Source organism: Pseudomonas sp. MPDS (genome assembly GCF_013283895.1).
Lineage (GTDB): Bacteria > Pseudomonadota > Gammaproteobacteria > Pseudomonadales > Pseudomonadaceae > Aquipseudomonas > Aquipseudomonas rhizophila.
Genome location: NZ_CP054128.1, coordinates 5,570,063 through 5,595,958, shown reverse-complemented (window position 1 = coordinate 5,595,958; position 25,896 = coordinate 5,570,063). Strand labels below are relative to the sequence as shown.

Sequence of the window (25,896 nt, the reverse complement as noted above, 5' to 3'; positions counted from 1 at the left end):
GCCTGTCGCCTTTCTAGAATAGCGTCTTTCATTGTCCTGACTTCGAGCTGACCATGCCTGGCCCACGCCGTTTCCCCTTGCCATTGATCGCTGCATTTTTTGCCTTGTACGTCATCTGGGGGTCGACCTACCTGGTGATTCGCATCGGTGTGGAGCATTGGCCGCCGCTGCTGCTGGCCGGGATTCGCTTCGTGATCGCCGGCTCGCTGATGTACGGTTTCCTGCGCTGGCGTGGGGCGCCGGCACCGACTTGGGCGCAGTGGAAGGCGGGGGCTGTCATCGGCGTGTTGTTGCTCAGTTTCGGCAATGGCGCGGTCAGTGTCGCCGAACACACGGGTGTGGCGTCCGGGGTGGCGGCGCTGGCCGTGGCGACGGTGCCGTTATTTACCTTGCTCTGCGGATATTTCTGGGGCGCCCGTAATACCCGTCTGGAGTGGGCGGGGATTGTGCTGGGGTTGATCGGCATTGCCATGCTCAACCTCGGTTCCAACCTGCAATCGAGCCCATTGGGCGCGACCTTGCTGCTGTTCGCGGCGGCGTCCTGGGCCTTCGGTTCGGTGCTGAGCAAGCACTTGCCGCTGCCGGCGGGGGCGATGGCCAGTGCCGTGGAAATGCTGGTGGGCGGTGTGGTGCTATTGATCGGCAGCGTGGCCAGCGGCGAACACCTGGACAGCATGCCGCCGCTGGAAGGCTGGATCGCGCTGGCTTACCTGACCTGCTTCGGTTCGATCATTGCCTTCAACGCCTACATGTACCTGCTCAAGCACGTACGTCCGGCGGCGGCCACCAGCTATGCCTACGTCAACCCGGCGGTGGCGGTGTTGCTGGGCATTGTGTTCGCCGGTGAAACCATCGGGATCGAAGAGGCCCTGGCGATGTTGGTGATCATCAGTGCCGTGGTGTTGATTGGATTGCCCCAGTGGCGCAAACCCAAGCCTGCGCCGGCCGAATCCTGATTTAGGGTAAACTGCCGCGCATTGCACACCTTGCGCTGATTTTCCTACGGTACTTCCATGACTTTCGCCACCCTTGGCCTGATCGAACCCTTGCTGCGCGCCCTCGAGACGCTCGGCTACCAGACCCCAACCCCGGTGCAGGCCCAAGCCATGCCGGCGGTGTTGGCCGGTCGCGACCTGATGGCCGCGGCCCAGACCGGCACCGGCAAGACCGCCGGTTTCGCCGTGCCGCTGTTGCAGTTGCTGACCACCGAGGGGCCGAAGGTCAGCGCCAACTCGGTACGGGCGCTGATTCTGGTGCCGACCCGTGAACTGGCCGAGCAGGTCCACGAAAGCGTGCGCCAATACGCGCAGAACCTGCCATTGAGCACCTATGCGGTGTACGGCGGTGTCAGCATCAACCCGCAGATGATGAAGCTGCGCAAAGGGGTTGATCTGCTGGTCGCCACGCCGGGACGCTTGCTCGACCTGTTCCGCCAGAACGCGCTGAAGTTCAATCAGCTGCAGACCCTGGTGCTGGACGAAGCCGACCGCATGCTCGACCTGGGCTTCTCCGAGGAACTGGCGAATATCTACAAAGCGCTGCCGAAGAAGCGCCAGACGCTGCTGTTCTCGGCAACCTTCTCCGACGCGATCCGCTTGCTGGCCGGGCAAATGCTCAACGACCCGTTGAGCATCGAAGTGAGCCCGCGCAACGTGGCCGCCAACACCGTCAAGCAATGGGTGGTGACGGTGGACAAGAAGCGCAAGCCAGAGTTGTTTGTGCACCTGATGCGCAAGAACAAGTGGAAACAGGTGCTGGTATTTGCCAAGACCCGCAACGGTGTCGATGCGCTGGTGGAAAAACTCCAGGGCATGAGTGTCAATGCCGACGGCATCCACGGCGATAAACCCCAGGCCACCCGCCAGCGCGCGCTGGACCGTTTCAAGGCCAGTGAGATCCAGATCCTGGTGGCCACCGACGTCGCCGCTCGTGGGCTGGATATCGAAGACTTGCCGCTGGTGGTGAATTTCGATTTGCCGATTGTCGCCGAGGATTACATCCACCGTATCGGTCGTACTGGCCGGGCGGGTTCCACCGGGGAAGCGATTTCCCTGGTCTGCGCCGATGAAGTGAATCTGCTGTCAGCCATCGAAACCCTGACCCGTCAGACGTTGCCACGGCAGATGGAACAGGACTTCGAGCCTGAACATCGGGTGCCGGAGACCGATGCCAGCGGCCAGGTTATCAAGAAGCCGAAAAAACCGAAGAAACCGAAAGCCTCGGGCGGTGGCGGCAAGCGCAACCTGGGCAAGTGGGTCGACAGCGGCGACGCCTCGCCCGTGGAGCCCTCGGTCAAGCCAGTGCGTAAAGTGCCGGTGTTCAATACCGGGCCGCGCAAGCGTAAGCCTTGATGACCCGCAGCGTTTGACAGGCCGCCATCGCGAGCAGGCTCGCTCCCACATTGACGGTGTACACAAATCAAATGTGGGAGCGAGCCTGCTCGCGATGGCCGCGCCTGGGTTTTCAAACCTTGCGCTGTAACCACTCCAACATTCCCAGCCCAGCCGCCCGGCCGCTGGCAAAGCAGGCCGTGAGCAGATAGCCGCCGGTCGGTGCTTCCCAGTCGAGCATTTCCCCGGCGCAGAACACGCCAGGCATCTGCTTGAGCATCAGGCGTTCGTCCAGGGCTTCGAAGGTCACGCCACCGGCACTGCTGATGGCTTCGTCCAGCGGGCGGGGTTTCACCAGGGTGATGGGCAAGGCCTTGATTGCCTGGGCCAGCCGCGCCGGGTCGGCGAAACAATCGGCAGGCGTTTGCTCGCGCAGCAACGCAGCCTTGACCCCGTCGATACCCAATTGACTGTGCAGATGCTTGGCCATTGAGCGTGAACCGCGTGGCTTGCTCAGGGCTTGCTGGATTTTATCCACAGGCCGGCCCGGCAGCAGGTCCAGATGGATCGTCGCGCTACCGTGCTGGTTGATGGCTTCGCGAATCGGCGCCGACAGGGCATAGATCAGGCTGCCTTCGATGCCGGTGGCGGTGATCACGCATTCACCGAGGCGCGGTACATCGTCATTCAGGCCGATGGCGATATTTTTCAGCGGGGCGCCGGCGAATTTGCTGACCATCAGATCGCTCCAGGCCGGCACTTCGAATCCGCAATTGCTCGGCTGCAAGGGCGCAAGGCCTACACCGCGCTGTTCCAGTGGCAGCATCCAGGCACCATCGGAGCCCAGGCGTGACCAACTGCCACCGCCCAGCGCCAGCAATGTCGCAGTGGGGCGCAGTGTTTTTTCGCCGTCCGCAGCGGCGACTAGCAAGCTGCCGTCGGGGTTCCAGCCCAGCCAGCGATGGCGGGTATGGATCATCACGCCGGCATCGCGCAGGCGTTTGAGCCAGGCGCGCAGCAGCGGGGCGGCTTTCATGTCGGTAGGAAATACCCGCCCGGAACTGCCGACAAAGGTCTCGATGCCCAATCCGTGAATCCATTGGCATAACTCGTTGGCGCCGAATGCCCGCAGCAGCGGGGCGATATTGGGCGCGCGCTCGCCGTAGCGGGACAGGAACGGCGTGAAGTCTTCCGAGTGGGTGATGTTCATGCCACCGACACCGGCCAGCAGGAATTTCCTGCCCACCGAAGGCATGCCGTCGTACAGGTCGACCTGGATCCCGGCTTGGCTCAACACCTCGGCCGCCATCAGGCCGGCAGGGCCGCCGCCGATGATGGCGACGTTTGGGATGGAAGGCTTGGGCGCTTGGGTCATGGTGAGCTATGTCTGGCGGATCAGGGCGGGCATTCTATCAGCTCGGTTCACTGGCCGAGGGGCATGGCGTGTGTGTCTACAACTTGAAAGTATCGACCACACTCCGGAGTCGTCCGACTTCAAAATCCAGTTCTCCACACGCCGTGAGGGTCGAGCACAAGTTGTCGGTGGCATGGCGATTCAACTGGCTGATCTCATGAACATCCCGAGTGAGCTGGTCGACAGCGCTGGTTTGTTCCTCGGTTGCAGCGGCGACCGTCAGGCACATCTCATCGATCTCGATGATGCGTGACACCACGGTCAGCAGGCTGTCCCCGGCCTGGGTTGCCACACGTACACTTTGGCTGCCGATTTCATGGCTGCGCAGCATGGTCTTGGCAGCCTGGGTAGCCCCCTCCTGCAGTGCCTCGATCACCGCCCTGATTTCTTCGGTCGCTGTCTGGGTGTGGTGGGCAAGGCTTCTGACCTCGTCCGCCACCACGGCAAACCCGCGCCCGGCCGCTCCGGCCCGGGCTGCCTCGATGGCAGCGTTCAAGGCCAGCAGGTTGGTTTTTCCGGAGATCGTCGAGATGACCTCCAGCACCTTGCCGATATTGGCGCTTTTGGCGTTGAGCTCTTCGATCTGTGCGCGGGTTTCTTCGATGTTTTCTTGCAGGCAACTCATCGCATTGACCGTGTTCTCGACGAGCATGCAGCTCGAATCGATCTGCGCCCTGGCGCTCGAGGCGCCTCTGGACGCCGCCGAGGCACTCGAGGCGATTTCTTGCGCCGACGCCCCAAGCTCCTCAATGGCCGCCGCCACGTTGCTGGTAAAGCCGGATTGGTGTTCCGATTTCCCAACCGAGGAGTTGGAGGCCGTCAGGACCTTGCGGGTGGCCTCTTTCAGGGAGTTCGTCGTTGATGAGACTTCGGTGATGGAGGCATGGATCCGGTCGCCGAAGCGATTGAAACTCACGGCCAGTTGGCCGAATTCATCATTCGACAGGATCGACAGGCGTCGGGTCAGGTCTCCGTCGCCCTGGGCGATATCTTCCATCGCGTGACTGATAAGGCGCAGGGGCTTCATCAACACGCGAATAAGCAGCCCGAGCAGCAACAGGGTGGCCAGACCGGCAACGATTGTGGTGATGATCGCCGAACTGCGGAACGCAGCAAGACTGGCCATGGCTGCCTGTTTGTCCAGGACGATGCCGATGTACCAGTCTTTCATCGGCAGGCCTTTGATCGCAGAGAACAGTGTGAATTTCACGCCATCGACCGTAGTGGCTTCCACCAATCGATCATTGAGCGTCGGGGTATTGCCCGGAAACAGATCGGACAGTGTCTTGCCGATCAGTGCCTTGTCGGGGTGAACCAGTATTTTGCCTTCCTTACTCACCAGAAAAGCGTATCCACTGCCCTCGAAGGCTTGCGCGTTGAGCGTTTGGGAAATCGTCTCGATGTTCAGACTGGCGCCCAGGACGCCGAGCGTTTGCTGCCCGGCGTGGAGGGCGACCGCCTGGGTGATAATCGGGTAGTCGATCCCGGCCCCTACGTAGGGTTCGGTCATTGCCACGCCATGGTCTACGGCGTCTATGTACCAGCGCCGTTGCCGACTGTCGTAATCGGCTGGCATCTCCCGCGGGGGATGGATCTGGAACCCACCGTCACGGGTGCCCACATAACCGGCGATAAACTGGCTCATGAGCACTTGGCTTTGCAACTTGTCGAGTATGTTTTGCGGCGAGGGATCGTGGCCGATGAGTTCGGCAAATCCCTTCAGCAGAATCAGTCTTCCGTCCAGCCAGCTCTGGATATCATGTGCCATCGATGTCGAGAGCGCTCGAGTGTGTTCCTCGATTTTTTTTACGTTGTCGTCACGCAACCGAACGTCATTCAATACGGTGAATGTGGAAAACACCGTCATGATAAGCAACGAAGCAATCAGTAGTATCTTCTGGTTAAACCTGAGATTTTTCATTGCGCTTTCTCTGAATAAGGATCGGTTGCGCAGGGACAAAGGTCGCCGTCAGCGAATTACCAAAGGGCTAATGTGTAACTGACGATCAGGCGGGTTTCATCCAGGTCATTGCTGAAGTTCGAACGAACCGTAGCGTTTCTGAGTTTGACCCCGAGGTTTTTCAGCGAACCGCTTTGGACCACGTAACCGATATCCGTATCGCGCTCCCACTCTTTGCCCGTATTACTGCCCCCGACCAACGCGTTGTCACCCTGGACATAACGACTCATGAACGTCAGCCCGGGAATGCCCAGCGCGGCGAAGTTGTAGTCATAACGCAGCTGCCAGGAGCGCTCTTGGGTGTTGGCAAAGTCATTGATCTGGACGAAGTTGACCAGGTAAGGGTCGCTATTGGCAATGTACGGGAAGGGATCGTCACCGCTCATGCGCTGATAGGCGGCGGTGAACACGTTGGCGCCCAGGGTGTAGGCAACCAGTCCGTTCGCGGCGCGGTTATCGAGGGGGCGGAAGTTACCGTCATCGGTACTTTTCGAATAACGTAGATCGAACTTCAGCGACTGTTGTGCGGCAAGAGGGATTTCATAGACGACGCCGCCAAAGAACTGTCGGTAGACATTTTCCAGATTGCCGTAGAACAGACTTGTGCTAAGGGCCTTGTTGAAACTGTAAGTACCGCCGGCAAAGCGGAAGTCATCACTGACACCGCCGATGCGGTTACCCGTGAAGTCCTGATAGTTCGAGGAACTGTTGAACTTGATTTGCTCCAGCTTGCCGCCTTGCAGGACCAACTGATCAATGTCCTTGGAGGTCAGTAGCGCGCCTTCGAAGGTGGAGGGCAACAGGCGTGTGTCATTGCTCGATACCACGGGCGTACGGAAGGCGAGTGAGCCAACCTTTAGAGCGGTTTCCGACACCTTCGCCTTGGCCGTCAACTCAAGTTTGGAATATTCGTCCTGTGAGCCGCGGCCGTTTTTCGAACTAAGGTCAGCCGGCAACAGGCCCGTGCCACCGGAACCATCACCGCCGTCAAGCTTGAGGCCGAGCATGCCAACCGCGTCGATGCCCAGGCCCACGGTGCCGGCGGTATAACCTGACTCGAATCGCAGCATGGCGCCCTGGGCCCATTCTTTTGCCGAGTCCCGCTGGGCCGTGGGAGGACCGTTGCGAAAGTCACGATTGAAGTAGAAGTTACGCAGTTCCACACTGGCCTTACTGTCGGCAATAAAATCTGCAGATGCCGTAAAAGGGAAAATCAACGCGCAAGTACCCGCAATAGCCAAAGTCTTATTGATTGACATGCTCTTTATGCTCCAGATAACAGCAGATTTATGTGTTGGGTTTTATCGTTATTTTGATTGCAAAGTTACATCTACAGTTTTCTGCGGGCAGCACGCGGCAACCGGGTTATTACCCCGTTGCGCGTACTGACTGCGAAAAGAAAAGTTTTAAATCAGAGAGCTGTTTTGATGCGGCCAATGACGGAGCCGGCTTCAAAATAGTCGCCGGCCTGTTTGGCGATCTGCACCTGGCCTTCACAAGGTGCGAGGACCGAGGTTTCCATTTTCATGGCTTCTACAACCGCGATCACTTGCCCGGTGCTCACCGACTCGCCGTCTTCGACGACCCAGGTATGCAGATTACCCGCCACGGGCGTCAGTACCGCCTGCGGATCAGTGACCTCGGAGGGGGCCGTGTTTTCGCTGGCGGTACCCGCTGCGTTCAGGCTGACGCCTCGCAGCAGCGCAGCCGGAAGGCCCAGTTCGTGGCGCTTGCCGTCGATCTCGACAAACGTGCGCAGGATGCCTGGGTCGGCCGATACCGCGGTACGTGGGGCGAGCGTGATCTGTTCGGCGAAATCGGTTTCGATCCAGCGCGTGTGCACGGCGAATTTATCGGCACCGGTGAAGTCGTCATGGTCCATCACCGCCCGGTGGAACGGCAGCACCGAGGCAATGCCTTCAATGTTGAATTCCGCCAAGGCGCGTCGGGCGCGGACAATAGCCTGTTCGCGGGTAGCGCCGGTGACGATCAGTTTGGCCATCATCGAGTCGAAGGTGCTGGGCACTCGCGAGCCGCTTATCACGCCGCTGTCCAGGCGCACACCCGGGCCAGACGGTGGCAGGAAATCGGTGATCTGACCGGCGGTGGGCAGGAAGCCCTTGCCTGGGTCTTCCGCATTGATGCGAAATTCGAAGCTATGGCCACGTGGGGTCGGCGTCTCACTGAAGGACAACGGCAAACCGTCGGCGATCCGCAGTTGTTCGATCACCAGATCCACCCCAGTGGTCTCTTCGGTCACCGGGTGCTCGACCTGCAAGCGGGTATTGACCTCAAGGAACGACAGGGTGCCATCCTGGCTGAGCAGGAACTCCACCGTGCCGGCACCGACGTAGCCGGCTTTGGCGCAGATATCCTGAGCGGATTGATGAATACGGTGGCGCTGTTCGTCGCTGATAAAGGGCGCCGGCGCTTCCTCCACCAGCTTCTGATTGCGCCGCTGCAAGGAGCAGTCACGCGTGCCGACGACGACGACCTTGCCGTGTTTGTCGGCGAGGATCTGCGCTTCGATGTGCCGAGGACGGTCGAGGAACTGTTCGACATAGCACTCGCCACGACCAAAGGCCGCTTGCGCTTCGCGCACGGCGGAGGCGAACAATTCAGCCACTTCATCCATGCGCCAGGCGACTTTCATGCCGCGTCCACCGCCGCCAAAGGCAGCCTTGATGGCAATTGGCAGGCCGTGCTGTTCGGCAAAGGCCAATACTTCGGCGGCGCTTTCGACCGGGCCAGGCGTACCGGCTACCAGAGGCGCCCCGACCAGTTGGGCAATTTTTCGCGCCTCGACCTTGTCGCCGAGCACGTCGATGGTCTGCGGGTTGGGACCGATCCAGATCAACCCTGCGTCGATCACCGCCCGGGCGAAGTCGGCCCGTTCAGACAGAAAACCATAGCCGGGGTGCACGGCATCGGCGCCGCTGCGTTTGGCCACGGCAATCAGTTTGCCGATATCCAGGTAGGTTTCGGCCGGGCGCTGGCCATTCAGTGAGTAGGCTTCGTCGGCCTGGCGCACGTGCAGGGCGTCGATGTCCGCGTCGGCATAGACCGCGACAGACTGCACGCCGTAGTCGCGGCAGGCGCGGGCGATGCGGACGGCAATTTCACCACGGTTGGCAATCAGTAATTTTTTCATGGAATTTTTTTCACATCGGCAGTTGAAGAAGCTTGCGTAGCGGGTTGAATCTCTTTGAAGCCGTCCACAGGGTTGAAGCGAATCTGCGCATTGATAGGGATCTGGCCAGCCAGGTCGAGATGGTAGCTGGCGACTGCGGCGATCACTGGATAGCCACCGGTCAACGGGTGATCGGCGAGAAACAGAACCGGTTGGCCGCTGGCCGGGACCTGAATGGCGCCCACGGAGGTGCCTTCGCTGGGCAACTCATGGTGGTTGCTGCGCGCTAGCGGTATTTCACCGGCCAGACGAATACCGACGCGGTTGGACTGTGAGGTGACGCGCCAGAGCTGGCTGCTCAGACGCTGGATGGCGTCTTCGGTGAACCAGTCGGTACGCGGTCCCATGACCACGTCAAGGGTGACGATGTTGGTAGCTGTAGGCAGCTCAAAGGCTGGGGCTTCGTTCAGCGATACGCTGGTTCCCGTTGTCAGTGTCGTAAAGCCCAATAGGTCGCCGGCGGCGAGTGCCGGGGGACCGACCTGGGCCAGGGTGTCTGTGGACAGGCTGCCCAGCACCGGAGTGACGTCAAAGCCGCCGCGAATCGCCAGGTAGCTGCGCAGCCCCGCGAGGGGGGAACCCAGGCTGACGCGGTCACCCGCGTCCAGCTCGATGGGCTGGTAGTGACTTGCCTGCCATTGCAGGCCACTGGCGTTGGTGATTGTGACCGGGGTTTGCGCACCGGTGACCGCGATCACGGCACGGCCATGGCAAACGAAGCTCAGGCCGCCGAGTACCGACTCCACACAGGCCATGTCCGAGCGGTTGCCGACCGCGCGGTTGGCTGCCCGCAGCGCGCCCAGGTCCAGCGCGCCGGAACGGGATACGCCTTGGCCGGTCTGGCCTGGACGGCCCATATCCTGCAGTACGCTGTGCAAACCGGGGGTGATGATTTCCAGATAGGCGCCGCTGGGCGCGGCGGCACTTGCCGGTGCCGTGGGGGCGGGCAGGCCACCCGCCGGGAGCGGGCCAGCATCGGTGAAGCGCACTTTATAGCCTGGACGCAGCAAGGCCGATTCAGCGCGGTTCAGGTCCCACATCTGCAGAGGCGTGACGCCGATGATCTGCCATCCACCGGGGCTGGCTTGCGGATAAACACCGCTGAACTCCCCCGCCAGGGCAACCGCACCCGCGGGTATGCGGGTGCGTGGAGTTTGTCGGCGAGGCACCTGGAAACCCGCACCGCCGGTGAGGTAGGCGAAGCCCGGCGCAAATCCGCAGAAGGCCACGCTGTAGTCATGGGCGGTGTGGCGTTGGACCACCTCGGCGCGGCTGATCCCCAGCAGCGTGGCGACCTCGTCGAGGTCTTCGCCATTGTAATGGACGGGAATTTCCACCCGGCGATGCTCGATCGCGCGGCGCTGGCTCAGGTCTTGGCTAGCGATACGATTGACGAGCGCCTGCTGCGCAATGGCGCTGGGGCGAAATTGGATCAGCAGCGTTCGTGCGGCAGGAATGATTTCCTCCACGCCAGCAATCGGCTCGGCCATCAGGGCGTCGAACAACGCCAGTGTCTCGTCGAGGTCTTTCAATTCGACAAGCAGGGCGTCCAGGTTGACCGGTAGAAAACGCACGGGAGACTCCTAGACGTGGTAGGTGCTGTCAGGCACATCGGTGATGAACATATGGCCCGGCGAATGGGTGATGGCGAAGGGCACGCCCGAGGCCATGACCGCGGCCTGGGGAGTGACGCCGCAGGCCCAGAACACCGGGATCTCGCCGGGTTCGATGCGTACGGCATCGCCGAAATCGGGGCGCCCCAGGTCCTGGATGCCGAGCAGCGCGGGTTCGCCGATGTGCACCGGGGCGCCATGGACTGAGGGATAGCGTCCGGAAATAGTGCTCGCCTCAGCCACGCGATCGGCGGGGATCGGTCGCATCGATACCACCATTTCACCCTGTAGACGTCCGGCCGGGCGGCAGGCACGGTTGGTCCGGTACATCGGTACGTTGCAACCATCGGTGATATGCCGCACTTCGATGCCGGCCTCTTGCAGGGCGGTTTCAAAGGTGAAGCTGCAGCCGATCAAAAAGGCCACCATGTCGTCGTGTTCAGCCCAGGCCTGAGTGGCATCGCTGACTTCCTCGGCCAGCTTTCCATCACGCCAGATGCGGTACAGCGGGATGTCAGTGCGCAGGTCCGCCCCTTCAGCCAGCAGCGTACTCGGGCTGCCGGCGTCGCTGACGTCAAGGATCGGGCAGGCTTTGGGATTGCGCTGGGCATACAGCAGGAAGTCGTACGCCCAGGCGCGCGGCAGGGCGATCAGGTTGGCCTGGGTCATGCCCGGCGCGATACCCGCCGTGGGGGCGACCTCGCCGTTACGGTAAGTGCTGCGTGCATCCCGGGCAGCGGCGATGGCCGCCTGGCGGGCGAGATCAAGGGCGTTCATGGGCGTGCTCCGGCAAAGGGCTGCAAGGACATGTGCGCCTGTTCCAATACCCGGCGCAGCTCGCGGGCCATTTCCACCGCTGCGGGGCTGTCGCCATGGACACAGATCGAGTCGGCCTGGATTTTGGTCAGGCTGCCATCGATCGCTTCGAGGCAGCCGTCTTCAACGAGGCGCAGCATACGTTGGGCGACGAGCTTGGGATCGTGCAGCACCGCGCCTGGTTCGCGGCGAGAGACGAGGGTGCCCTGTGGCGTATAGGCGCGGTCAGCGAAGGCTTCGGCGACACACTGCAAACCCTCGTTACGGGCCAGTTCAATCAGGCTAGAGCCGGCCAGGGCAACCAATATGAGGTTGGAGTCGATCGCGCGGATGGCTTCGATCACGGCCAGCGCCTGACGGCGATCGTGAGCAATGGTGTTGTACAAGGCGCCGTGGGGTTTTACGTAGCGCACCGACGTGCCGGCGGCTTTGGCCAGGCCTTGCAGCGCGCCGATCTGGTAGATCACGTCGGCCGTCAGCTCATCGCTGGCCACGTCCATGTTTCGGCGGCCAAAGCCCACTTTGTCCGGGTAAGCGACATGGGCACCAATGGTGACATTTTTGGCCGCCGCCGCTTTCAGTGTCCGCAGGATGCCGGCCGGGTCACCGGCGTGGAAACCGCAGGCGACATTGGCGCTGGTCACGACATCGAGCATCGCGGCATCGTCGCCCATGTGCCAGGCGCCAAAGCTTTCGCCCAGGTCGCTGTTGATATCTATGGTTGGCATTCACGTGACTCCTTGTTCGTTATCGGGCTCAGGCAACGTTGAGGAAGGCGAAGATCGGCCCAACGGATTTGATTGCCATGTACCAGGTCAGCAGGCAGGTCAGGGCGCCCAGCACCAACAGCCAGCGTGGGTAATGGTAACCGCCCATGAGGTCGGACCGGCGCCAGCCGACGTAGATAAAGATGCTCAGGCCGATTGGCAGTATCAGGCCATTGAAACCGCCCGCGAAGAGCAGCAGTGCGGCGGGAGCCGTTCCCATCAGGGCAAAGATCAGCAGCGACAGAGCGATGAACACGGTGGTGGCGCGGTTGCGCCCCTGCTCAGTGATGTCCGGCTTGAACACGGTGACAAAGGAAATGGAGGTGTAAGCGGCGCCGATCACGCTGGTGATACTGGCGGCCCAGAGGATGAGACCGAAGACGCGCAGGCCGAACTGCCCGGCTGCTGCCTGGAAGGCTTGTGCGGCCGGATTGGCGCCCTGGCCCGAAGTGTCGATGACTACGCCGCTGGCAACGACGCCGAGGATGGCGAGAAACAGGATGTAGCGCATGAGGCCGGTGACCATGATGCCGCCCAAGGCTGCCTTGGTCACTGCCTGGAGGTTTTCTACCCCGGTAGTCCCGCGGTCCAGCAGTTTGTGAGCCCCCGCATAAGTGATGTAACCGCCGACCGTGCCGCCGACAATGGTGGTAATGGTGGCGAAGTTGATCTGGTCCGGAAGGACGGTTTGATAGAGGGCTTCGCCCAGTGGCGGGTTGGAAGCGAAGGCCACGAACAGGGTCAGGGCGATCATTACCAGACCCAGCACGACGATCAGCCGGTCGACGGCCACTCCGGCGCGGTGGGAAAGGAAGATGCCGATAGCCAGCAAGGCGCTGAGACCGCCGCCCCATTTTGCATCAAGCCCCATCAACGCGTTCAGGCCCAGCCCGGCACCGGCGATGTTGCCGACGTTGAACACCAGCCCGCCGAAAATCACCAGCACCGCCAGCAGGTAACCACTGCCTGGAATCGCGTTGTTGGCCACGTCTGCGGCACGCATTCGGGTCAGGGTGACGATACGCCAGACGTTAAGTTGAACCACGAAGTCGATCAGAATCGACGCCAGGATACCGAACGCAAATGCCGCACCCATTTTGGCCGTGAACGTGGCGGTCTGGGTGATGAAGCCAGGGCCGATGGCGGACGTTGCCATCATGAAAATTGCTGCGATCAGGGAAGCGCGTCGCGTCTTTGTAAAATCTTGAGCGGTCTGTGTCACGGCTGTCTGTGTCACGGCATCAATTCCTACGGTGGGAGATATTTTTTATTGAGCAACGAGCGTGCCAGGACTCAAACATCGGCCTAGAAGTGTTGATCTATAGCGTCTGAATTGTTCAACAATCAGTTTAGTGTAAGGCTACAATTCGCACCAAATTGTAACCTTGTCACTCGTGGGTGTTACTTAATGATGCAGGCGACACCCTTGCTCCTTGCCATGGGCGGGGCTCTCATGGAACATCAAAGTGACTTTCTCTTATTCTTATTCTGGATTGCACATGAACGACGTTTCACCTTCCCTTCCTCGCTCGCTGGGAGAATCCATTACCCAGGAGGTCCGCAGAATGCTGGTCGAAGGTGAACTGGTTCCGGGTCAACGATTGTCCGAAGCGGCCCTGGCCGAAAGCCTGCAGATTTCCCGCAACACCTTGAGGGAAGCGTTCAGGGTCCTGACCCGCGAGGGGTTGCTCAAACATGAGCCCAATCGCGGGGTGAGCGTGGCGGTGCCCGATATGGCGTCGATCATCGACATCTATCGTGTCCGTCGCTTTATCGAATGCAAGGCCATTGCCCAGGGTTACCCGCTGCATCCGGGAACGCTGCATATGCGTGAGGCGGTGGAGGCGGGCATGCGAGCGCGTGAAGTCAAGGACTGGAAGGCTGTCGGCACCGCCAACATGATGTTCCACAAGGCTATCGTCGAACTCGCCGACAGCCCGCGATTGGTGGTGTTCTACGGTCAGATATCAGCCGAGCTGCGGCTGGCATTCGGCCTGCTCAAAGATCCGGAGTTCCTGCATATGCCCTATGTCGATATGAACGTTTCAATCCTGCGTTGTATCGAAGAAGGGCGATCAGAGGAGGCAACCCGGCTGCTTGAAGCCTATCTGGTGCAGTCGGAGCGCACCGTTCTGGCCGCTTACGAACGCAGTCTGAACCGGTAGCACCCTACGAGCGCGACGAACTCCTCGCCAGCCAAGCCAAGCCTGTCGATAATTGATACCTGGCGCAGCCGCGTGGCTCACTCGATCAAGCTGGGCACGGCGCCTGCGTCTCCCACCTTGATCCCGGCAGCGGCCGTGGGCCGTTTATTTGGGCGTGGCGATTTCGCTTGAGTAGGCGTTGGGGCATGGAGAGGAAGCAAATGGAGCCGATACTGGAACTGCAAAGCGCGCGGTTGATACTGCGCCAGTGGCGCGACGCGGACTTGCCGGAGTTTGCCGCCATGTCTGCCGATGCGCAGGTGATGCGTTATTTTCCGGCGCCCCTGAGCCGCCTGGAAAGCGCCGCACTGATCGGGCGCGTGCGGGGGCATTTTGCCGAGCATGGCTTTGGTTTGTGGGCCCTGCAGCGCAAGGACACCGGGGCCTTTATCGGCTTTACCGGCCTGGGCGTGGTCGGGTTCGACGCGCACTTCACTCCGGCGATCGAGATCGGCTGGCGTCTGGCCCGTGAGCATTGGGGCCTGGGTTATGCCAGCGAAGCCGCATGGACGGCCCTGCGGTGTGCGTTTGATCGCCTGGGGCTGGATGAGGTGGTGGCGTTCGCCGCCGTCGATAACCTGCCATCGCAGAAAGTCATGCAAGCCATCGGCATGCATCATGACCCGGCCGATGACTTTGAACACCCAAAGCTCGCCGTCGGTCATCCATTGCGTCAACATGTGCTCTATCGTATCAACCGTGAACAGTGGCTACAGACCCTGCACGGTTAGCCGACACGGACGTTTACAATGCCCGCCACAATGGCCCGGGCCAACAATCGATCCACCGTCGCAGCACCGACTGCGCGGTTGAGCTGTGTGAGGAAAGTCTGAATGAGCCACGTGTTGGAAGATCTGGTCGACCTGCTGACCCTGGAACCCATCGAAGAGAACCTGTTTCGCGGTCGCAGCCAGGACCTGGGGTTTCGCCAGTTGTTCGGCGGCCAGGTGCTTGGCCAGTCACTGTCGGCGGCCAGCCAGACCGTGGAAGAGGCCCGTCATGTGCATTCGATGCACGGTTATTTCCTGCGTCCGGGCGATGCGGCCTTGCCGGTGGTCTACCAGGTGGACCGGGTGCGTGACGGCGGCAGTTTCAGCACCCGCCGGGTCACGGCGATCCAGAAGGGCAACCCGATTTTCACGTGCAGCGCTTCGTTTCAATACGACGAGCAGGGTTTTGAGCACCAGAACTCTATGCCCCAGGTGGTCGGGCCGGAGAACCTGCCTTCGGAGCTGGAACTGACCCAGCAGCGGGCGCACCTGCTGCCCGAGCACATGCGGGAAAAACTGCTGTGCCCCAAACCGATCGAGGTGCGCCCGGTCACCGAGAAAGATCCCTACAATCCGCAGCCGGCCGATCCGGTCAAGTACGTGTGGTTCCGGGCCGATGGTGCCCTGGCGGACTCACCGGCCCTGCATAAATACCTGCTGGCCTACGCCTCGGATTTCGGTCTGTTGACCACCTCGATGCTGCCCCACGGCAAATCGGTTTGGCAAAAGGACATGCAGGTCGCCAGCCTCGACCACGCCTTGTGGTTCCACGCCGACCTGCGTGCCGATGACTGGTTGCTCTATGCGATGGACAGCCCGTGGGCCGGCAACTCCCGTGGGTTCTCTCGTGGCAGCGTGTTCAATCGCGCCGGACAACTGGTGGCGTCGGTGACCCAGGAAGGCCTGATTCGCCACCGCAAGGACTGGGCATGAGTCTGGCGGATGTGCGGCACTGGGTGTTCGACATGGACGGTACGCTGACCATCGCCGTGCATGATTTTGCGGCGATTCGCGTGGCCCTGGCGATCCCGGCCGAAGACGACATTCTGACCCACCTGGCGGCATTGCCGGCCGACGAAGCCGCAGCCAAGCATGCCTGGTTGCTGGAACACGAGCGGGACCTGGCGCTGGGCTCCCGGCCTGCGCCGGGAGCGGTCGAGCTGGTACGCGAGCTGGCGCAGCGGGGTTACCGCCTGGGGATCCTGACGCGCAACGCTCGCGAACTGGCCCACGTGACCCTGCAAGCTATCGGTCTGGCGGACTGTTTCGCCGTGGAAGATGTCCTGGGCCGCGACGAAGCGCCGCCCAAGCCCCATCCCGGCGGCCTGTTGAAACTGGCCGAGGCCTGGAGTGTGGCGCCTGAGGCGATGGTGATGGTGGGTGACTACCGTTTCGACCTGGACTGCGGCCGTGCGGCGGGTGCGCGGACGGTGCTGGTGAACCTGCCGGACAATCCTTGGCCGGAGCTGGCGGACTGGCATGCGCGTGATTGCGGGGAGTTGCGGCGGATGCTGTCGGCTTGAAAGAGGGTTGGCTGATAGATAGCTATCGCGAGCAGGCTCGCTCCCACAGTAGATCTGCGGTGGACCCACTTTTGATCGACACCGATCCCCTTGTGGGAGCGAGCCTGCTCGCGATGAGGCCCTGTCTACTCCTACAGAACTCACTGACCAAACAGCGCCTTCTGCCCCTCAGCCGAATTGAACATCCCATCCCCGTTATGCCCCACCCCCGGCACTTCGATCAGCCGCTGGCTCAGCCCCTCGGGATGACGCCGGGTCAGGTAGTCGAAAAAGAACTGCCCGCGCAGTAACCGATACGGCCCTTGGGTCTGCGCTTCACAGCCTTTATCCAGCGCAGGGTGCTCAGGGTCGATGTCTTGTTGCCCAAGCAGATAAACGATGTCGCGTTTGATGTAGTTGTCTTCCAGTTGAGCGGGGGGTTGCCCGGCGGCATAGGCGGGCAAGTTCTGCAGGCCGTACTTCCAATGGTTGAAGCCGGGACAACCGGCCGGGTCGAAGGCCATGGGGCGCTGCGCATCGAAATAGGCATAGGAGGACGGGTTGGCGATGACGAATCTGGGGGCGATCCGGGTTTGACCGCGAGCGAGCAGGGCGTAGCGCTGCGCGACCTGCGCGCCGCCGGAATGGCCCGCGATGACGATCTCTTTCACCTCGGGAAACTGCTGCCGGTCACTGACCCGGGCGACGATGTCGTCGATGACTTGAAAGGAACTGACCGCCTTGGGCCCCGTGGATAAGCCGCCGGCCATCCAGTCGTTGCCTTGCCAGCGCAACAGGTCATTGGGCAACTGATGGCGGGCAACGTCATGTTCGTTGAGAAACTGCGGGGCGATGATCAGGGTCGTGGTCAGTTGACCGGCGTGTGCGGCGGCCTTTTCGGCGCTGTGCAGATAGGTCTGGGCGTTGCGCAGCCGGCCATGGAGGATGATCAACACGCGCTGGATAGACGCCGGGGGTGGACTCACGCCGACGACCATGGCGCCGCCCTTGAGCTGCAGTCGCCCTTGAGCGACCACGCCCACGCCCTGTTCGTCTGCCTGGGTAAAAGTGCAGCACAGCAGCAGGCTGAGGAGGGCGCCCCACTTCATTACAGATTTTTTGCCGCGAAGGTGTCGCATTGGCTGACCTGACCCTGGGCAAACCCGGTCTTGAACCAGCGAACCCGTTGCGCCGAGGTGCCGTGGGTGAAGGAGTCCGGCACTACCCGGCCCTGGCCCTGCTGCTGAAGGCGGTCATCACCGATGGCGTTGGCGGCGGTCAAGGCCTCTTCAATGTCCCCCGGCTCCAGCCAGTTCAGGCGCTTCTGTGCATGGTTGGCCCAGACGCCCGCCAGGCAGTCGGCCTGTAATTCCTGACGGACCAGCAGACCACCATCGCCTTCCATCTGGCGGCCCTGATGGCGAGCCTCCTGGATTTTTGCCGACACCCCGAGCAGGGTCTGAACGTGATGCCCGACCTCATGGGCGATGACGTAGGCCTGGGCGAAATCCCCAGCGGCGGAGAACCGTTGGGACATTTCCTGGAAGAAACTCATGTCCAGGTAGACCTGTTTATCGGCCGGGCAATAGAACGGGCCGGTGGCTGATGAAGCGAGGCCGCAGGCCGAGTTGACCCGACCGCTGAACAGCACCAGTTTGGGTTGCTGGTACTGGCGCCCGGCCTGCTGGAAGACCTGGCCCCAGGTGTCTTCGGTATCACCCAGGATTGAGCGCACGAACTCGGCCTGTTCATCGTTCGCGGGCGGCGCCTGCCGGGTTTGGGAGGAGGGGGCCGAGGTCTGGTCCATCTGCCCGGCCAGTTGCCCGAGAATCTGCATGGGGTCCTGGCCGGTGATCCAGCCGATACCGACGATCAGGACAATGGCCGTCAGGCTCAGCCCCTTGCCGCCACCGAAACGCATCCCACCACCGCCGCCACCGTCACCGCGGGCGTCCACCACGTTGTCACTGCGGCGACCTTTTTTCCATAACATGTGGGAAATCCTCTGATTGACCGTGTGAAGAGTGTTGCCGCTGAGTGGGGTTGCCGCCAGTTCACGGACAGACATTCGCAGTGAGTCTAGCGTTTGAAGGCGCAGGCTGTACGCCTGAGCTCTCAGGCAATCGCCACGGGTTTTGGTTCATCCGTCAACAATGAATGTCGGGTTCCAGAATTTGCATTACACTTCGCATATTTTGGAATCAGCCTCTCTTCTCTGGATTTTTCATGGCCGGCAGTCAAATCGAACGGGTTTTCAATGTGCTGGAAAGTCTCGCCAGCGATCCCCACGGCTGGGCTCTGCAAGGGTTGGCCGAACAATTACAGATTCCCAAGAGCGCCACGCACCGCCTGCTTGCTGAACTGACGCGCCTGGGTTACGTGCGCCAGAATCCCGAGAACCTGCGTTATCACTTGTCGACCCGCCTGGTCGCCTTGGGCTTTCGCTACCTGTCGCGCAGTGGTGCCGACATCGTGCAGCCGGTGCTCGATCGTCTGGCTCGGGAAAGCGGTGAACTGGTACGCCTGGGTGTGATCGAGGGTGATCGCCAGACCTGGATTGCCAAGTCCCAGGGCGCTCGCTCCGGGTTGCGCTACGACCCTGACATGGGCCGCGAGACGCCATTGGTCTATACCGCGTCGGGCCATGCCTGGCTGGCGTGCATGAGCGATGCCGAGGCGCTGTCGCTGGTGGACCGCCAGGCCCTGAAAATGCCGGCGGACGTGGGCCCCAACGCGCCGCGTGACAGCGTTGAACTGCTTCAATACCTGCGTCAGGCCCGGGAGCAGGGCTATGCCTGTGTCGAGGAAAGTTCGGCGGTCGGCACCTCTGCCATTGCAGCCGTGGTGCGTCATCCGCTGGATGGCCGGGTCTTGGGCGTGCTCAGCATCGCCGGCCCCACCGCCCGGATGACGCGATCGAGGCTGCATGAGCTGGCGCCGACCTTGCTTGCGTTTACCGAGGAGTTGTCACACGCCAGCCAGGCATCGGAGTTGTTCAGCTGAATCGCCGTCGCAGACATCGGCTCCCTACATCAAGCAACACAGGATTCCTACATGACCGTCAGCACTCCGCTTTCCGGCGTCAATCAGGCCTTCAAGGGCATCCTGTTGATACTCTGCGCGACGTTCCTGTTCTCCAGCCATGACGCCTTGTCCAAATACCTTTCAGGGTTCTATCCGATCATCATGGTGGTGTGGGCGCGTTATGTCGTGCACACGCTGTTGATGGCCGGGATTTTCCTGCCGCGTTCGGGGCTGCGGGTGCTGCGTACCAAGCGTCCGTTATGGCAGTTGGCGCGTGCGTTGTGTCTGTTGGGCACCAGCCTGTTCTTCACCACGGCGCTGCTATACATCCCTTTGGCGGAGGCGACCGCGGTCAACTTCCTGGCGCCCGTGCTGGTCACTGCATTGTCGGTGCCTTTGCTGGGCGAACACGTGACACGCGGCCAGTGGATCGCGGTGATCTTCGGCTTTATCGGGGTGTTGATCATTGTCCATCCGGGCGGTGACCTGTTTACGCCAGCGGTGTTATTGCCGTTCTGTTCGGCGCTGTTTTTCTGTTTCTATCAACTGCTCACTCGCAAGCTCAGTGAGATTGACAGCCCGACCACCAGCAACTTCTTCGCCGGCTTGTGCAATACGTTGGTGATGAGCGCCCTGGTGCCGTTCTTCTGGCAGGTGCCAAGCCTGGTGCATGGGGCAATGATGCTTGCGTTGGGAGCGTGTGGGATGACGGCGCACCTGATGCTGACCCAGGCCTTCCGCTTCGCCGCCCCGGCGCTGCTGGCACCGTTCGGGTATTGCCAGATCGTATTTGCCGGCCTGTTGGGTTGGTTGCTGTTCAGCCATACGCCAACGTTGACCACGGTGTTCGGCATTGTGCTGATCTGCCTCAGCGGGCTGGCGGCGGCGTGGCAACAGCGGCGGAGCTAACGCGCGCCGTGGTGGGATCGATTGTGGGAGCAAGGCTTGCCCGCGGTGAAGACGATACGGTCCTGAGTGAACCGAGGTGCCTGCATCGGGAGTAAGCCGTGCTCCCACATGGGGATGAATCCCGGGCTGACTGGTATCAGCTTTCCAGCGTCGGCACCTTGCGTGGTGCCATGAAGTACAACCAGATCAGGGCAATGAAGTACATCGCCGGGATCAGGGTGAACAGTACGGTGTAGTTGTTGTGGGTCACCGTGAGGATGTGGCCCACCAACTGGGTCATGAACATCCCGCCGACGGCGGCGCACATGCCGCCAAAGCCGAACACCGTGCTCATCATGTGCTTGGGCGTGTAGTCCATCACCAGGCTCCAGATGTTGGCGGTCCAGGCCTGGTGCGCGCCGATGGCCAGGGAGATGGCAAACACCGCCATCCACAGGCTGCTGGAACCGGCGGCCAGGATCACGCCGATGATGCAGCAGGCGAACAGCAACATGGAAATCAGCCGTGCCTTGATCGGGTTCAGGCCGCGGCCGATCAGGAATGAGGACAGAATCCCGCCGCCCACGCTGCCGAAATCGGCGGTGAGGTAAATGATGATCAGCGGGATGCCCATCTGGGTCACGTTGATGCCCAGGTTGTATTGCTGGTTCAGGAACGGCGGCAACCAGTAGAGGTAGAACCAGAACACCGGTGCGGTGATCGAGTAGGCCAGGGCGAACGCCCAGGTGCCGCGCATGCGCAGGATACGGGAGAAGGGCACGCGGACCTGATCGGGTTCGTCCTGGGCCTGGATGTAGTCCAGTTCCGCCTGTTTGACGCTGGGATGATCCTCCGGGTTGAAGTATTTCAGGCCCCAGAACACCAGCCAGATCCCGCCCAGCGCGGCCATGCACAGGAACGCAGCCTGCCAGCCCCACACCTGCAGGACCAGCGGCAGCAGCATTGGCGTGAACATCGCGCCAACGTTGGTTCCGGCGTTGAAAATACCGGTCGCCACGGCCCGTTCACCGGCCGGGAACCATAGCCGTGTGGTCTTCACGCAGGCCGGGTAGTTGGCGGCTTCGGTCAGGCCCAGGATGAATCGGCAGACCATGAAGCCCACCGCCGACGTGGCCAGGCCATGGGCGCCGGTCGCCAGACTCCAGAGCAGTACGGCGCAAAAGAACACGCGCTTGACGCCGATCCGGTCGATCAGTCGGCCTTGCAGCACGAAACCGATGGCATAACCAACCTGGAACCAGAAGTTGATGTTGGCGTAATCCATCGCCGTCCAGCTCATTTCCTTGGCGAGAATGGGCTGCATCACGCCCAGTGCGGCGCGGTCGATGTAGTTCAGGGTGGTGGCGAAAAACACCAGGGCGAGCATGCCCCAACGGGTTTTGCCCACGGCCAGGGCGCCGCGGATCTTGTCACCGACGCCAGCGGTGGTGGCACCCAGGACGGGGGGCAGGCGGGAGCTTTGGGAAGGAATCATAGCGTGTACCCGTTTTTGAAATTCTTATGGTGTGGTCTGGGTCTGTTCAAAGGTGCCGACGATCAGGGCGGCCTCAATGAGGGGCCGATGGTGCGCAGTGAGCAAAAAACCGTCAATTCGCTGATCGGGCATTGTGTTCGATAATCGCCCAAAAAACTAACCGGTTGGTACATATTAAATTGCTGAAACAAACCTCCAGCTCAATAATCGGCTCACTCTTTCAAAAGCGGCACACCTGTGTGTAGCCGATGCCTGTCCCGGGAGCCGAAGTCATGCAGCGTTCCATTGCCACCGTGTCCTTGAGCGGTACCCTGCCGGAGAAACTTGAAGCCATTGCCGCCGCCGGTTTCGACGGCGTGGAGATCTTCGAGAACGACCTTCTCTATTACGATGGCAGCCCTCGGGAAATCAGGCAGATGTGCGCCGACCTGGGCATCGCCATCACGCTTTTCCAACCGTTTCGGGATTTTGAAGGTTGCCGTCGCGAACGCCTTGCGCGCAATCTGGAGCGGGCCGAGCGCAAGTTCGACCTGATGCAGGAGCTGGGCACCGACCTGGTGCTGGTGTGCAGTAATGCCTCGGCCGACAGCCTGGGTGATGAGCAGATTTTGGTGGATGACCTGCGATTGCTGGCCGAACGAGCCGGGGCGCGAGGCTTGCGCATCGGTTACGAGGCGCTGGCCTGGGGCCGGCACGTCAATACTTATCAACAGGTCTGGAACATCGTGCGTCAGGCCGATCACCCCAATCTGGGGGTGTTGCTCGACAGCTTCCATACCTTGTCCCTCAAGGGCGATCCGAGTGCGATTGCCCAGATCCCCGGCGACAAGATTTTCTTCGTGCAAATGGCCGATGCGCCGATCCTGGCGATGGATGTCCTGGAATGGAGCCGGCATTTCCGTTGCTTCCCGGGCCAGGGCGAGTTCGATCTGCCGGGCTTCCTGGCACCGATCATCAAGAGTGGCTACACCGGGCCATTGTCGCTGGAGATTTTCAACGACGGTTTCCGCGCCGCGCCACCACGGGCCAATGCCGCCGACGGCCTGCGTTCGTTGCTGTACCTGGAGGAGAAGACCCGCCAGCGGCTGGCCGAAGAGGCCGCACCGGCAAGCCATGCTGACATCCTGTTCGCCACACCACCGGCCAGCGAATACAACGGTATCGAATTCCTTGAGTTTGCCGTGGACGACAGTCTTGGCGCGAAGCTGTCCCATTGGCTGGAACGGTTGGGGTTCGTCAAGGCCGGCCAGCATCGCTCCAAGAACGTGAGCCTGCTGCGCCAGGGCGACATCAACCTGATCCTCAATTGCGAACCCTATTCGTTTGCCCACAGCTTTTTCGAAGCTCACGGGCCATCGCTGTGCGCCACCGCCGTGCGGGTCAAAAACAGCGCCAGCGCCCTGGAGCGGGCCGTGGCCTACAAGGGCCAGCCTTATCGCGGCCTGGTGGGGCCCAACGAGTTGGAGTTGGCGGCGGTGCGTGCACCGGACGGCAGCCTGATTTACCTGGTGGATCAGGACGCCGACGTCTACGGCACCGATTTCAACCTGCAACCGGGCGCTGTCATCGGTGCCGGACTCAAGCGCATCGACCACATGGCGATGGCGCTGCCGGCCGATAGCCTCGACAGCTGGGTGCTGTTCTACAAGAGCCTGCTGGATTTCGAAGCCGACGACGAAGTGGTGTTGCCCGATCCGTATGGCCTGGTAAAGAGTCGCGCCCTGCGTAGCCGTTGCAGTTCGATCCGCTTACCGCTCAATATTTCCGAGAACCGTAACACCGCGATCTCCCATGCGCTGTCCAGTTATCGCGGCTCCGGCGTGCACCACATCGCCTTCGACTGCGATGACATCTTTGCCCAGGTCAGCCGCGCCAAAGAGGCCGGCGTGCCGCTGCTGGACATTCCGCTCAACTATTACGATGACCTCGCGGCGCGTTTCGATTTCGATGATGAGTTTCTCAGCGAGCTGGCTTATTTCAACGTGTTGTACGACCGAGATGCCCAGGGCGGTGAATTGTTTCACGTCTACACCGAGCCGTTCGAAGGGCGCTTCTTCTTTGAAATCATCCAGCGCAAGAACGGCTATGCCGGCTACGGCGCCGCCAATGTCGCGGTAAGGCTGGCAGCCATGGCCAAGTCCCGCAGCGGTGGCTTGCGGCACGCCAAGTTGTAGGCAAATCGTAAACGCGGCGGTAAAGGGCAACCCCGTGGCTTGGCTTGACTGCGCGGTGCGGCCCATAATCGCCAACCTGTGCAGTGATGGCCGTGAGCCCCGCAATGACTACGAATTCAGAGCTTTCCGCAGACCTCGACGAACCTGTCGTCGAGCCGCGCAAGAGTCGCAAGAACAACCCGGAGAAAACCCGGGAAAACATTCTTCAGGAAGCCATCGTCGAGTTCGTCCAGCAGGGCCTGTCCGGCGCTCGGGTCGACGCCATTGCTGAGCGCATCCACACCTCCAAGCGCATGATCTACTACTACTTCGGCAGCAAGGAGCAGTTGTACGTCGAGGTGCTGGAAAAACTCTACGGCGATATCCGCAACACTGAGAGCCGCCTGCACTTGGCGGAACTGGCCCCGGTCGATGCGATCCGGCGCCTGGTGGAATTCACCTTCGACCACCATGACCGCAATGTGGATTTCGTGCGCATCGTCTGCATCGAAAACATTCACAACGCCGAGTACGTCAAGCAATCGGGCGCCATCAAGGCAATGACCAATACCATCCTTGATTCCTTGGGCGTGATCCTGCGCCGAGGTGCCGAAGAGGGGGTGTTCCGCGCCGGCCTGGAACCGCTGGATGTGCATCTGCTGATCAGTTCGTTCTGCTTTTACCGCGTGTCCAACCGCCACACATTCGGTGAGATTTTTCAGATCGATTTGCCGGACGAAGCGATCAAGCAGCGTCATCGCCAGATGATTTGTGAGTCGGTGTTGCGGTATCTGCAGGCCTGACCTTGAAACCTTTGTGGGAGCGAGCCTGCTCGCGATAGCGGTATGTCAGTCACATCAACACTGACTGATTCACCGCTATCGCGAGCAGGCTCGCTCCCACAAGGGTGGTTTCAGTGATTCATGCTCTGGAAATGCTCCAGCATCCGCTGCGCATCCGGCGCTACGCCGCTGAACAGCTCGAACGCCTTCACCGCCTGGAACACGGCCATGTTGCCGCCATCCAGCGTGCGGCAACCCAGAGCGCGGGCGTTGCGCAGCAGTTCGGTTTCCAGGGGGAAGTAGACAATTTCCGCGACCCACAATTGGCCCCGCAGCAGCTCCACCGGCACCGGCATGCCCGGCAGTTTCGCCATGCCCATGGGCGTGGTATTCACCAGGCCGTCCGCCTCGGCCATCGCCGTAGGCAAATCATGTCCGGCCCGGGCGCGGCCAGGACCGAAGTGTTGATTCAGGTTGTTTGCCAGTGCTTCGGCACGGCTGACTTCAACATCAAAAATGCTCAGCGTCTGTATGCCTTCTGCCAACAGCGCGTGGGCCACCGCCGCGCCTGCGCCGCCGGCACCCATCTGGACCACGTGCTTGCGAGCCACTTCACCCAGGCCGCGGCGAAACCCTTCTGCGAACCCCAGGCAGTCGGTGTTGTGGCCGATGCGTTTGCCCTCCTTGAACACCACGGTATTCACCGCGCCAATGCCCCTGGCCTCGGGCGACAGCTCGTCGAGCAACGGGATGATCGCCTGTTTGCAGGGAAAGGTGATGTTCAGGCCGGTGAAGTTCATGCGCTCGGCGGCCTTGAGCAAATCGGGCAGGGCGCCGCTGTCGAGTTCCAGGGCGTCCAGGTCGATCAGTCGATAGAGGTAACGCATGCCCTGGGCATCGCCCTCGCGCTCATGGAGCGCAGGGGTGCGCGACGCCTGGATGCCCGCACCAATCAGGCCGGCAAGCACGGTGATATTCGACATGCTCA

At 61.3% G+C, this 25,896-nt stretch carries 23 protein-coding genes; 11 read left to right on the top strand and 12 right to left on the bottom strand.

Translation table 11 applies throughout. From position 1 onward, the window contains the following. Window positions 1-53 precede the first annotated feature (53 nt). The gene (yedA, locus tag HQ912_RS24920; RefSeq protein WP_076386438.1) at window positions 54-956 is read left to right on the top strand and encodes a drug/metabolite exporter YedA; all 903 of its coding nucleotides are present in this window, start codon (window positions 54-56) and stop codon (window positions 954-956) included. Between the two features lie 57 nt (window positions 957-1,013). Then, a complete protein-coding gene (locus HQ912_RS24915; protein ID WP_047229546.1) occupies window positions 1,014-2,351 on the top strand; it encodes a DEAD/DEAH box helicase in 1,338 nt (445 codons plus the stop codon). Between the two features lie 112 nt (window positions 2,352-2,463). On the opposite strand, the gene HQ912_RS24910 is transcribed toward HQ912_RS24915, so the two are convergent. The 8 genes from HQ912_RS24910 to HQ912_RS24875 form a co-directional block, all read right to left on the bottom strand. Then, window positions 2,464-3,705: a TIGR03862 family flavoprotein gene (locus HQ912_RS24910; protein ID WP_173407410.1), complete on the bottom strand. Its 1,242-nt coding sequence runs from the start codon at window positions 3,703-3,705 to the stop codon at window positions 2,464-2,466. A gap of 76 nt (window positions 3,706-3,781) precedes the next feature. After that, the gene (locus HQ912_RS24905; RefSeq protein ID WP_173407409.1) at window positions 3,782-5,665 is read right to left on the bottom strand and encodes a methyl-accepting chemotaxis protein; all 1,884 of its coding nucleotides are present in this window, start codon (window positions 5,663-5,665) and stop codon (window positions 3,782-3,784) included. A 56-nt stretch (window positions 5,666-5,721) separates the two neighbouring features. After that, on the bottom strand, window positions 5,722-6,963 hold the full coding sequence (locus HQ912_RS24900; RefSeq protein ID WP_047229549.1) for an OprD family porin: 1,242 nt from the start codon (window positions 6,961-6,963) through the stop codon (window positions 5,722-5,724). A 152-nt stretch (window positions 6,964-7,115) separates the two neighbouring features. Continuing rightward, the gene (locus HQ912_RS24895; protein WP_173407408.1) at window positions 7,116-8,855 is read right to left on the bottom strand and encodes a biotin carboxylase N-terminal domain-containing protein; all 1,740 of its coding nucleotides are present in this window, start codon (window positions 8,853-8,855) and stop codon (window positions 7,116-7,118) included. Then, the gene (locus HQ912_RS24890; RefSeq protein ID WP_173407407.1) at window positions 8,852-10,468 is read right to left on the bottom strand and encodes a 5-oxoprolinase/urea amidolyase family protein; all 1,617 of its coding nucleotides are present in this window, start codon (window positions 10,466-10,468) and stop codon (window positions 8,852-8,854) included. The genes HQ912_RS24895 and HQ912_RS24890 overlap by 4 nt, the downstream gene beginning before the upstream one ends. Window positions 10,469-10,477: 9 nt before the next feature. After that, on the bottom strand, window positions 10,478-11,284 hold the full coding sequence (locus HQ912_RS24885) for a putative hydro-lyase (RefSeq protein WP_107322972.1): 807 nt from the start codon (window positions 11,282-11,284) through the stop codon (window positions 10,478-10,480). Continuing rightward, on the bottom strand, window positions 11,281-12,051 hold the full coding sequence (locus HQ912_RS24880) for a LamB/YcsF family protein (protein WP_160892561.1): 771 nt from the start codon (window positions 12,049-12,051) through the stop codon (window positions 11,281-11,283). Before HQ912_RS24880 ends, HQ912_RS24885 begins: the two co-directional genes overlap by 4 nt. A 28-nt stretch (window positions 12,052-12,079) precedes the next feature. Further along, window positions 12,080-13,312, bottom strand: a complete 1,233-nt coding sequence (locus HQ912_RS24875) for an NRAMP family divalent metal transporter (protein WP_047229583.1) — start codon at window positions 13,310-13,312, stop codon at window positions 12,080-12,082. 277 nt (window positions 13,313-13,589) lie between these two features. On the opposite strand from HQ912_RS24875, the gene HQ912_RS24870 reads away from it, so the two are divergent. The 4 genes from HQ912_RS24870 to HQ912_RS24855 all read left to right on the top strand — a co-directional run bounded on the left by HQ912_RS24870 (window position 13,590) and on the right by HQ912_RS24855 (window position 16,587). Next, window positions 13,590-14,255, top strand: a complete 666-nt coding sequence (locus tag HQ912_RS24870) for a GntR family transcriptional regulator (protein WP_076386424.1) — start codon at window positions 13,590-13,592, stop codon at window positions 14,253-14,255. A 200-nt stretch (window positions 14,256-14,455) separates the two neighbouring features. Further along, window positions 14,456-15,025: a GNAT family N-acetyltransferase gene (locus HQ912_RS24865; protein ID WP_047229555.1), complete on the top strand. Its 570-nt coding sequence runs from the start codon at window positions 14,456-14,458 to the stop codon at window positions 15,023-15,025. A gap of 102 nt (window positions 15,026-15,127) precedes the next feature. Next, window positions 15,128-15,997, top strand: a complete 870-nt coding sequence (tesB, locus tag HQ912_RS24860; RefSeq protein WP_047229556.1) for an acyl-CoA thioesterase II — start codon at window positions 15,128-15,130, stop codon at window positions 15,995-15,997. Continuing rightward, entirely contained in the window at window positions 15,994-16,587 is a 594-nt protein-coding gene (locus HQ912_RS24855) for an HAD family hydrolase (protein WP_047229557.1), read from the top strand. The genes tesB and HQ912_RS24855 overlap by 4 nt, the downstream gene beginning before the upstream one ends. 140 nt (window positions 16,588-16,727) lie before the next feature. On the opposite strand, the gene HQ912_RS24850 is transcribed toward HQ912_RS24855, so the two are convergent. After that, a complete protein-coding gene (locus tag HQ912_RS24850) occupies window positions 16,728-17,675 on the bottom strand; it encodes an alpha/beta hydrolase (protein ID WP_173407406.1) in 948 nt (315 codons plus the stop codon). Continuing rightward, complete coding sequence (locus HQ912_RS24845; protein ID WP_173407405.1) at window positions 17,675-18,559, bottom strand: neutral zinc metallopeptidase; 885 nt, start codon at window positions 18,557-18,559, stop codon at window positions 17,675-17,677. Before HQ912_RS24845 ends, HQ912_RS24850 begins: the two co-directional genes overlap by 1 nt. A gap of 233 nt (window positions 18,560-18,792) precedes the next feature. On the opposite strand from HQ912_RS24845, the gene HQ912_RS24840 reads away from it, so the two are divergent. Both HQ912_RS24840 and HQ912_RS24835 read left to right on the top strand, forming a co-directional pair. Next, complete coding sequence (locus HQ912_RS24840) at window positions 18,793-19,569, top strand: IclR family transcriptional regulator (protein WP_047229560.1); 777 nt, start codon at window positions 18,793-18,795, stop codon at window positions 19,567-19,569. A gap of 51 nt (window positions 19,570-19,620) precedes the next feature. Beyond that, a complete protein-coding gene (locus HQ912_RS24835) occupies window positions 19,621-20,499 on the top strand; it encodes a DMT family transporter (RefSeq protein WP_047229561.1) in 879 nt (292 codons plus the stop codon). A 136-nt stretch (window positions 20,500-20,635) separates the two neighbouring features. Here HQ912_RS24835 and HQ912_RS24830 read toward each other — a convergent pair whose 3' ends face one another. Further along, window positions 20,636-21,973 (bottom strand): MFS transporter, encoded by a 1,338-nt coding sequence (locus HQ912_RS24830; protein WP_107322969.1) that lies wholly within the window; start codon window positions 21,971-21,973, stop codon window positions 20,636-20,638. A 3-nt stretch (window positions 21,974-21,976) separates the two neighbouring features. On the opposite strand from HQ912_RS24830, the gene HQ912_RS24825 reads away from it, so the two are divergent. From HQ912_RS24825 to HQ912_RS24815, 3 genes are all read left to right on the top strand, one after another. Further along, the gene (locus HQ912_RS24825; RefSeq protein WP_157952141.1) at window positions 21,977-22,117 is read left to right on the top strand and encodes a hypothetical protein; all 141 of its coding nucleotides are present in this window, start codon (window positions 21,977-21,979) and stop codon (window positions 22,115-22,117) included. Window positions 22,118-22,245: 128 nt separating this feature from the next. Then, on the top strand, window positions 22,246-24,147 hold the full coding sequence (gene quiC, locus HQ912_RS24820; protein ID WP_047229563.1) for a 3-dehydroshikimate dehydratase QuiC: 1,902 nt from the start codon (window positions 22,246-22,248) through the stop codon (window positions 24,145-24,147). A 104-nt stretch (window positions 24,148-24,251) separates the two neighbouring features. Next, window positions 24,252-24,929 carry a TetR/AcrR family transcriptional regulator gene (locus HQ912_RS24815; protein WP_047229564.1) on the top strand — a complete coding sequence of 226 codons (678 nt, stop codon included), beginning with the start codon at window positions 24,252-24,254 and terminating at the stop codon, window positions 24,927-24,929. 110 nt (window positions 24,930-25,039) lie between these two features. On the opposite strand, the gene HQ912_RS24810 is transcribed toward HQ912_RS24815, so the two are convergent. Further along, window positions 25,040-25,891: a shikimate dehydrogenase gene (locus tag HQ912_RS24810; protein WP_409936834.1), complete on the bottom strand. Its 852-nt coding sequence runs from the start codon at window positions 25,889-25,891 to the stop codon at window positions 25,040-25,042. Between the last annotated feature and the right edge of the window lie 5 nt (window positions 25,892-25,896).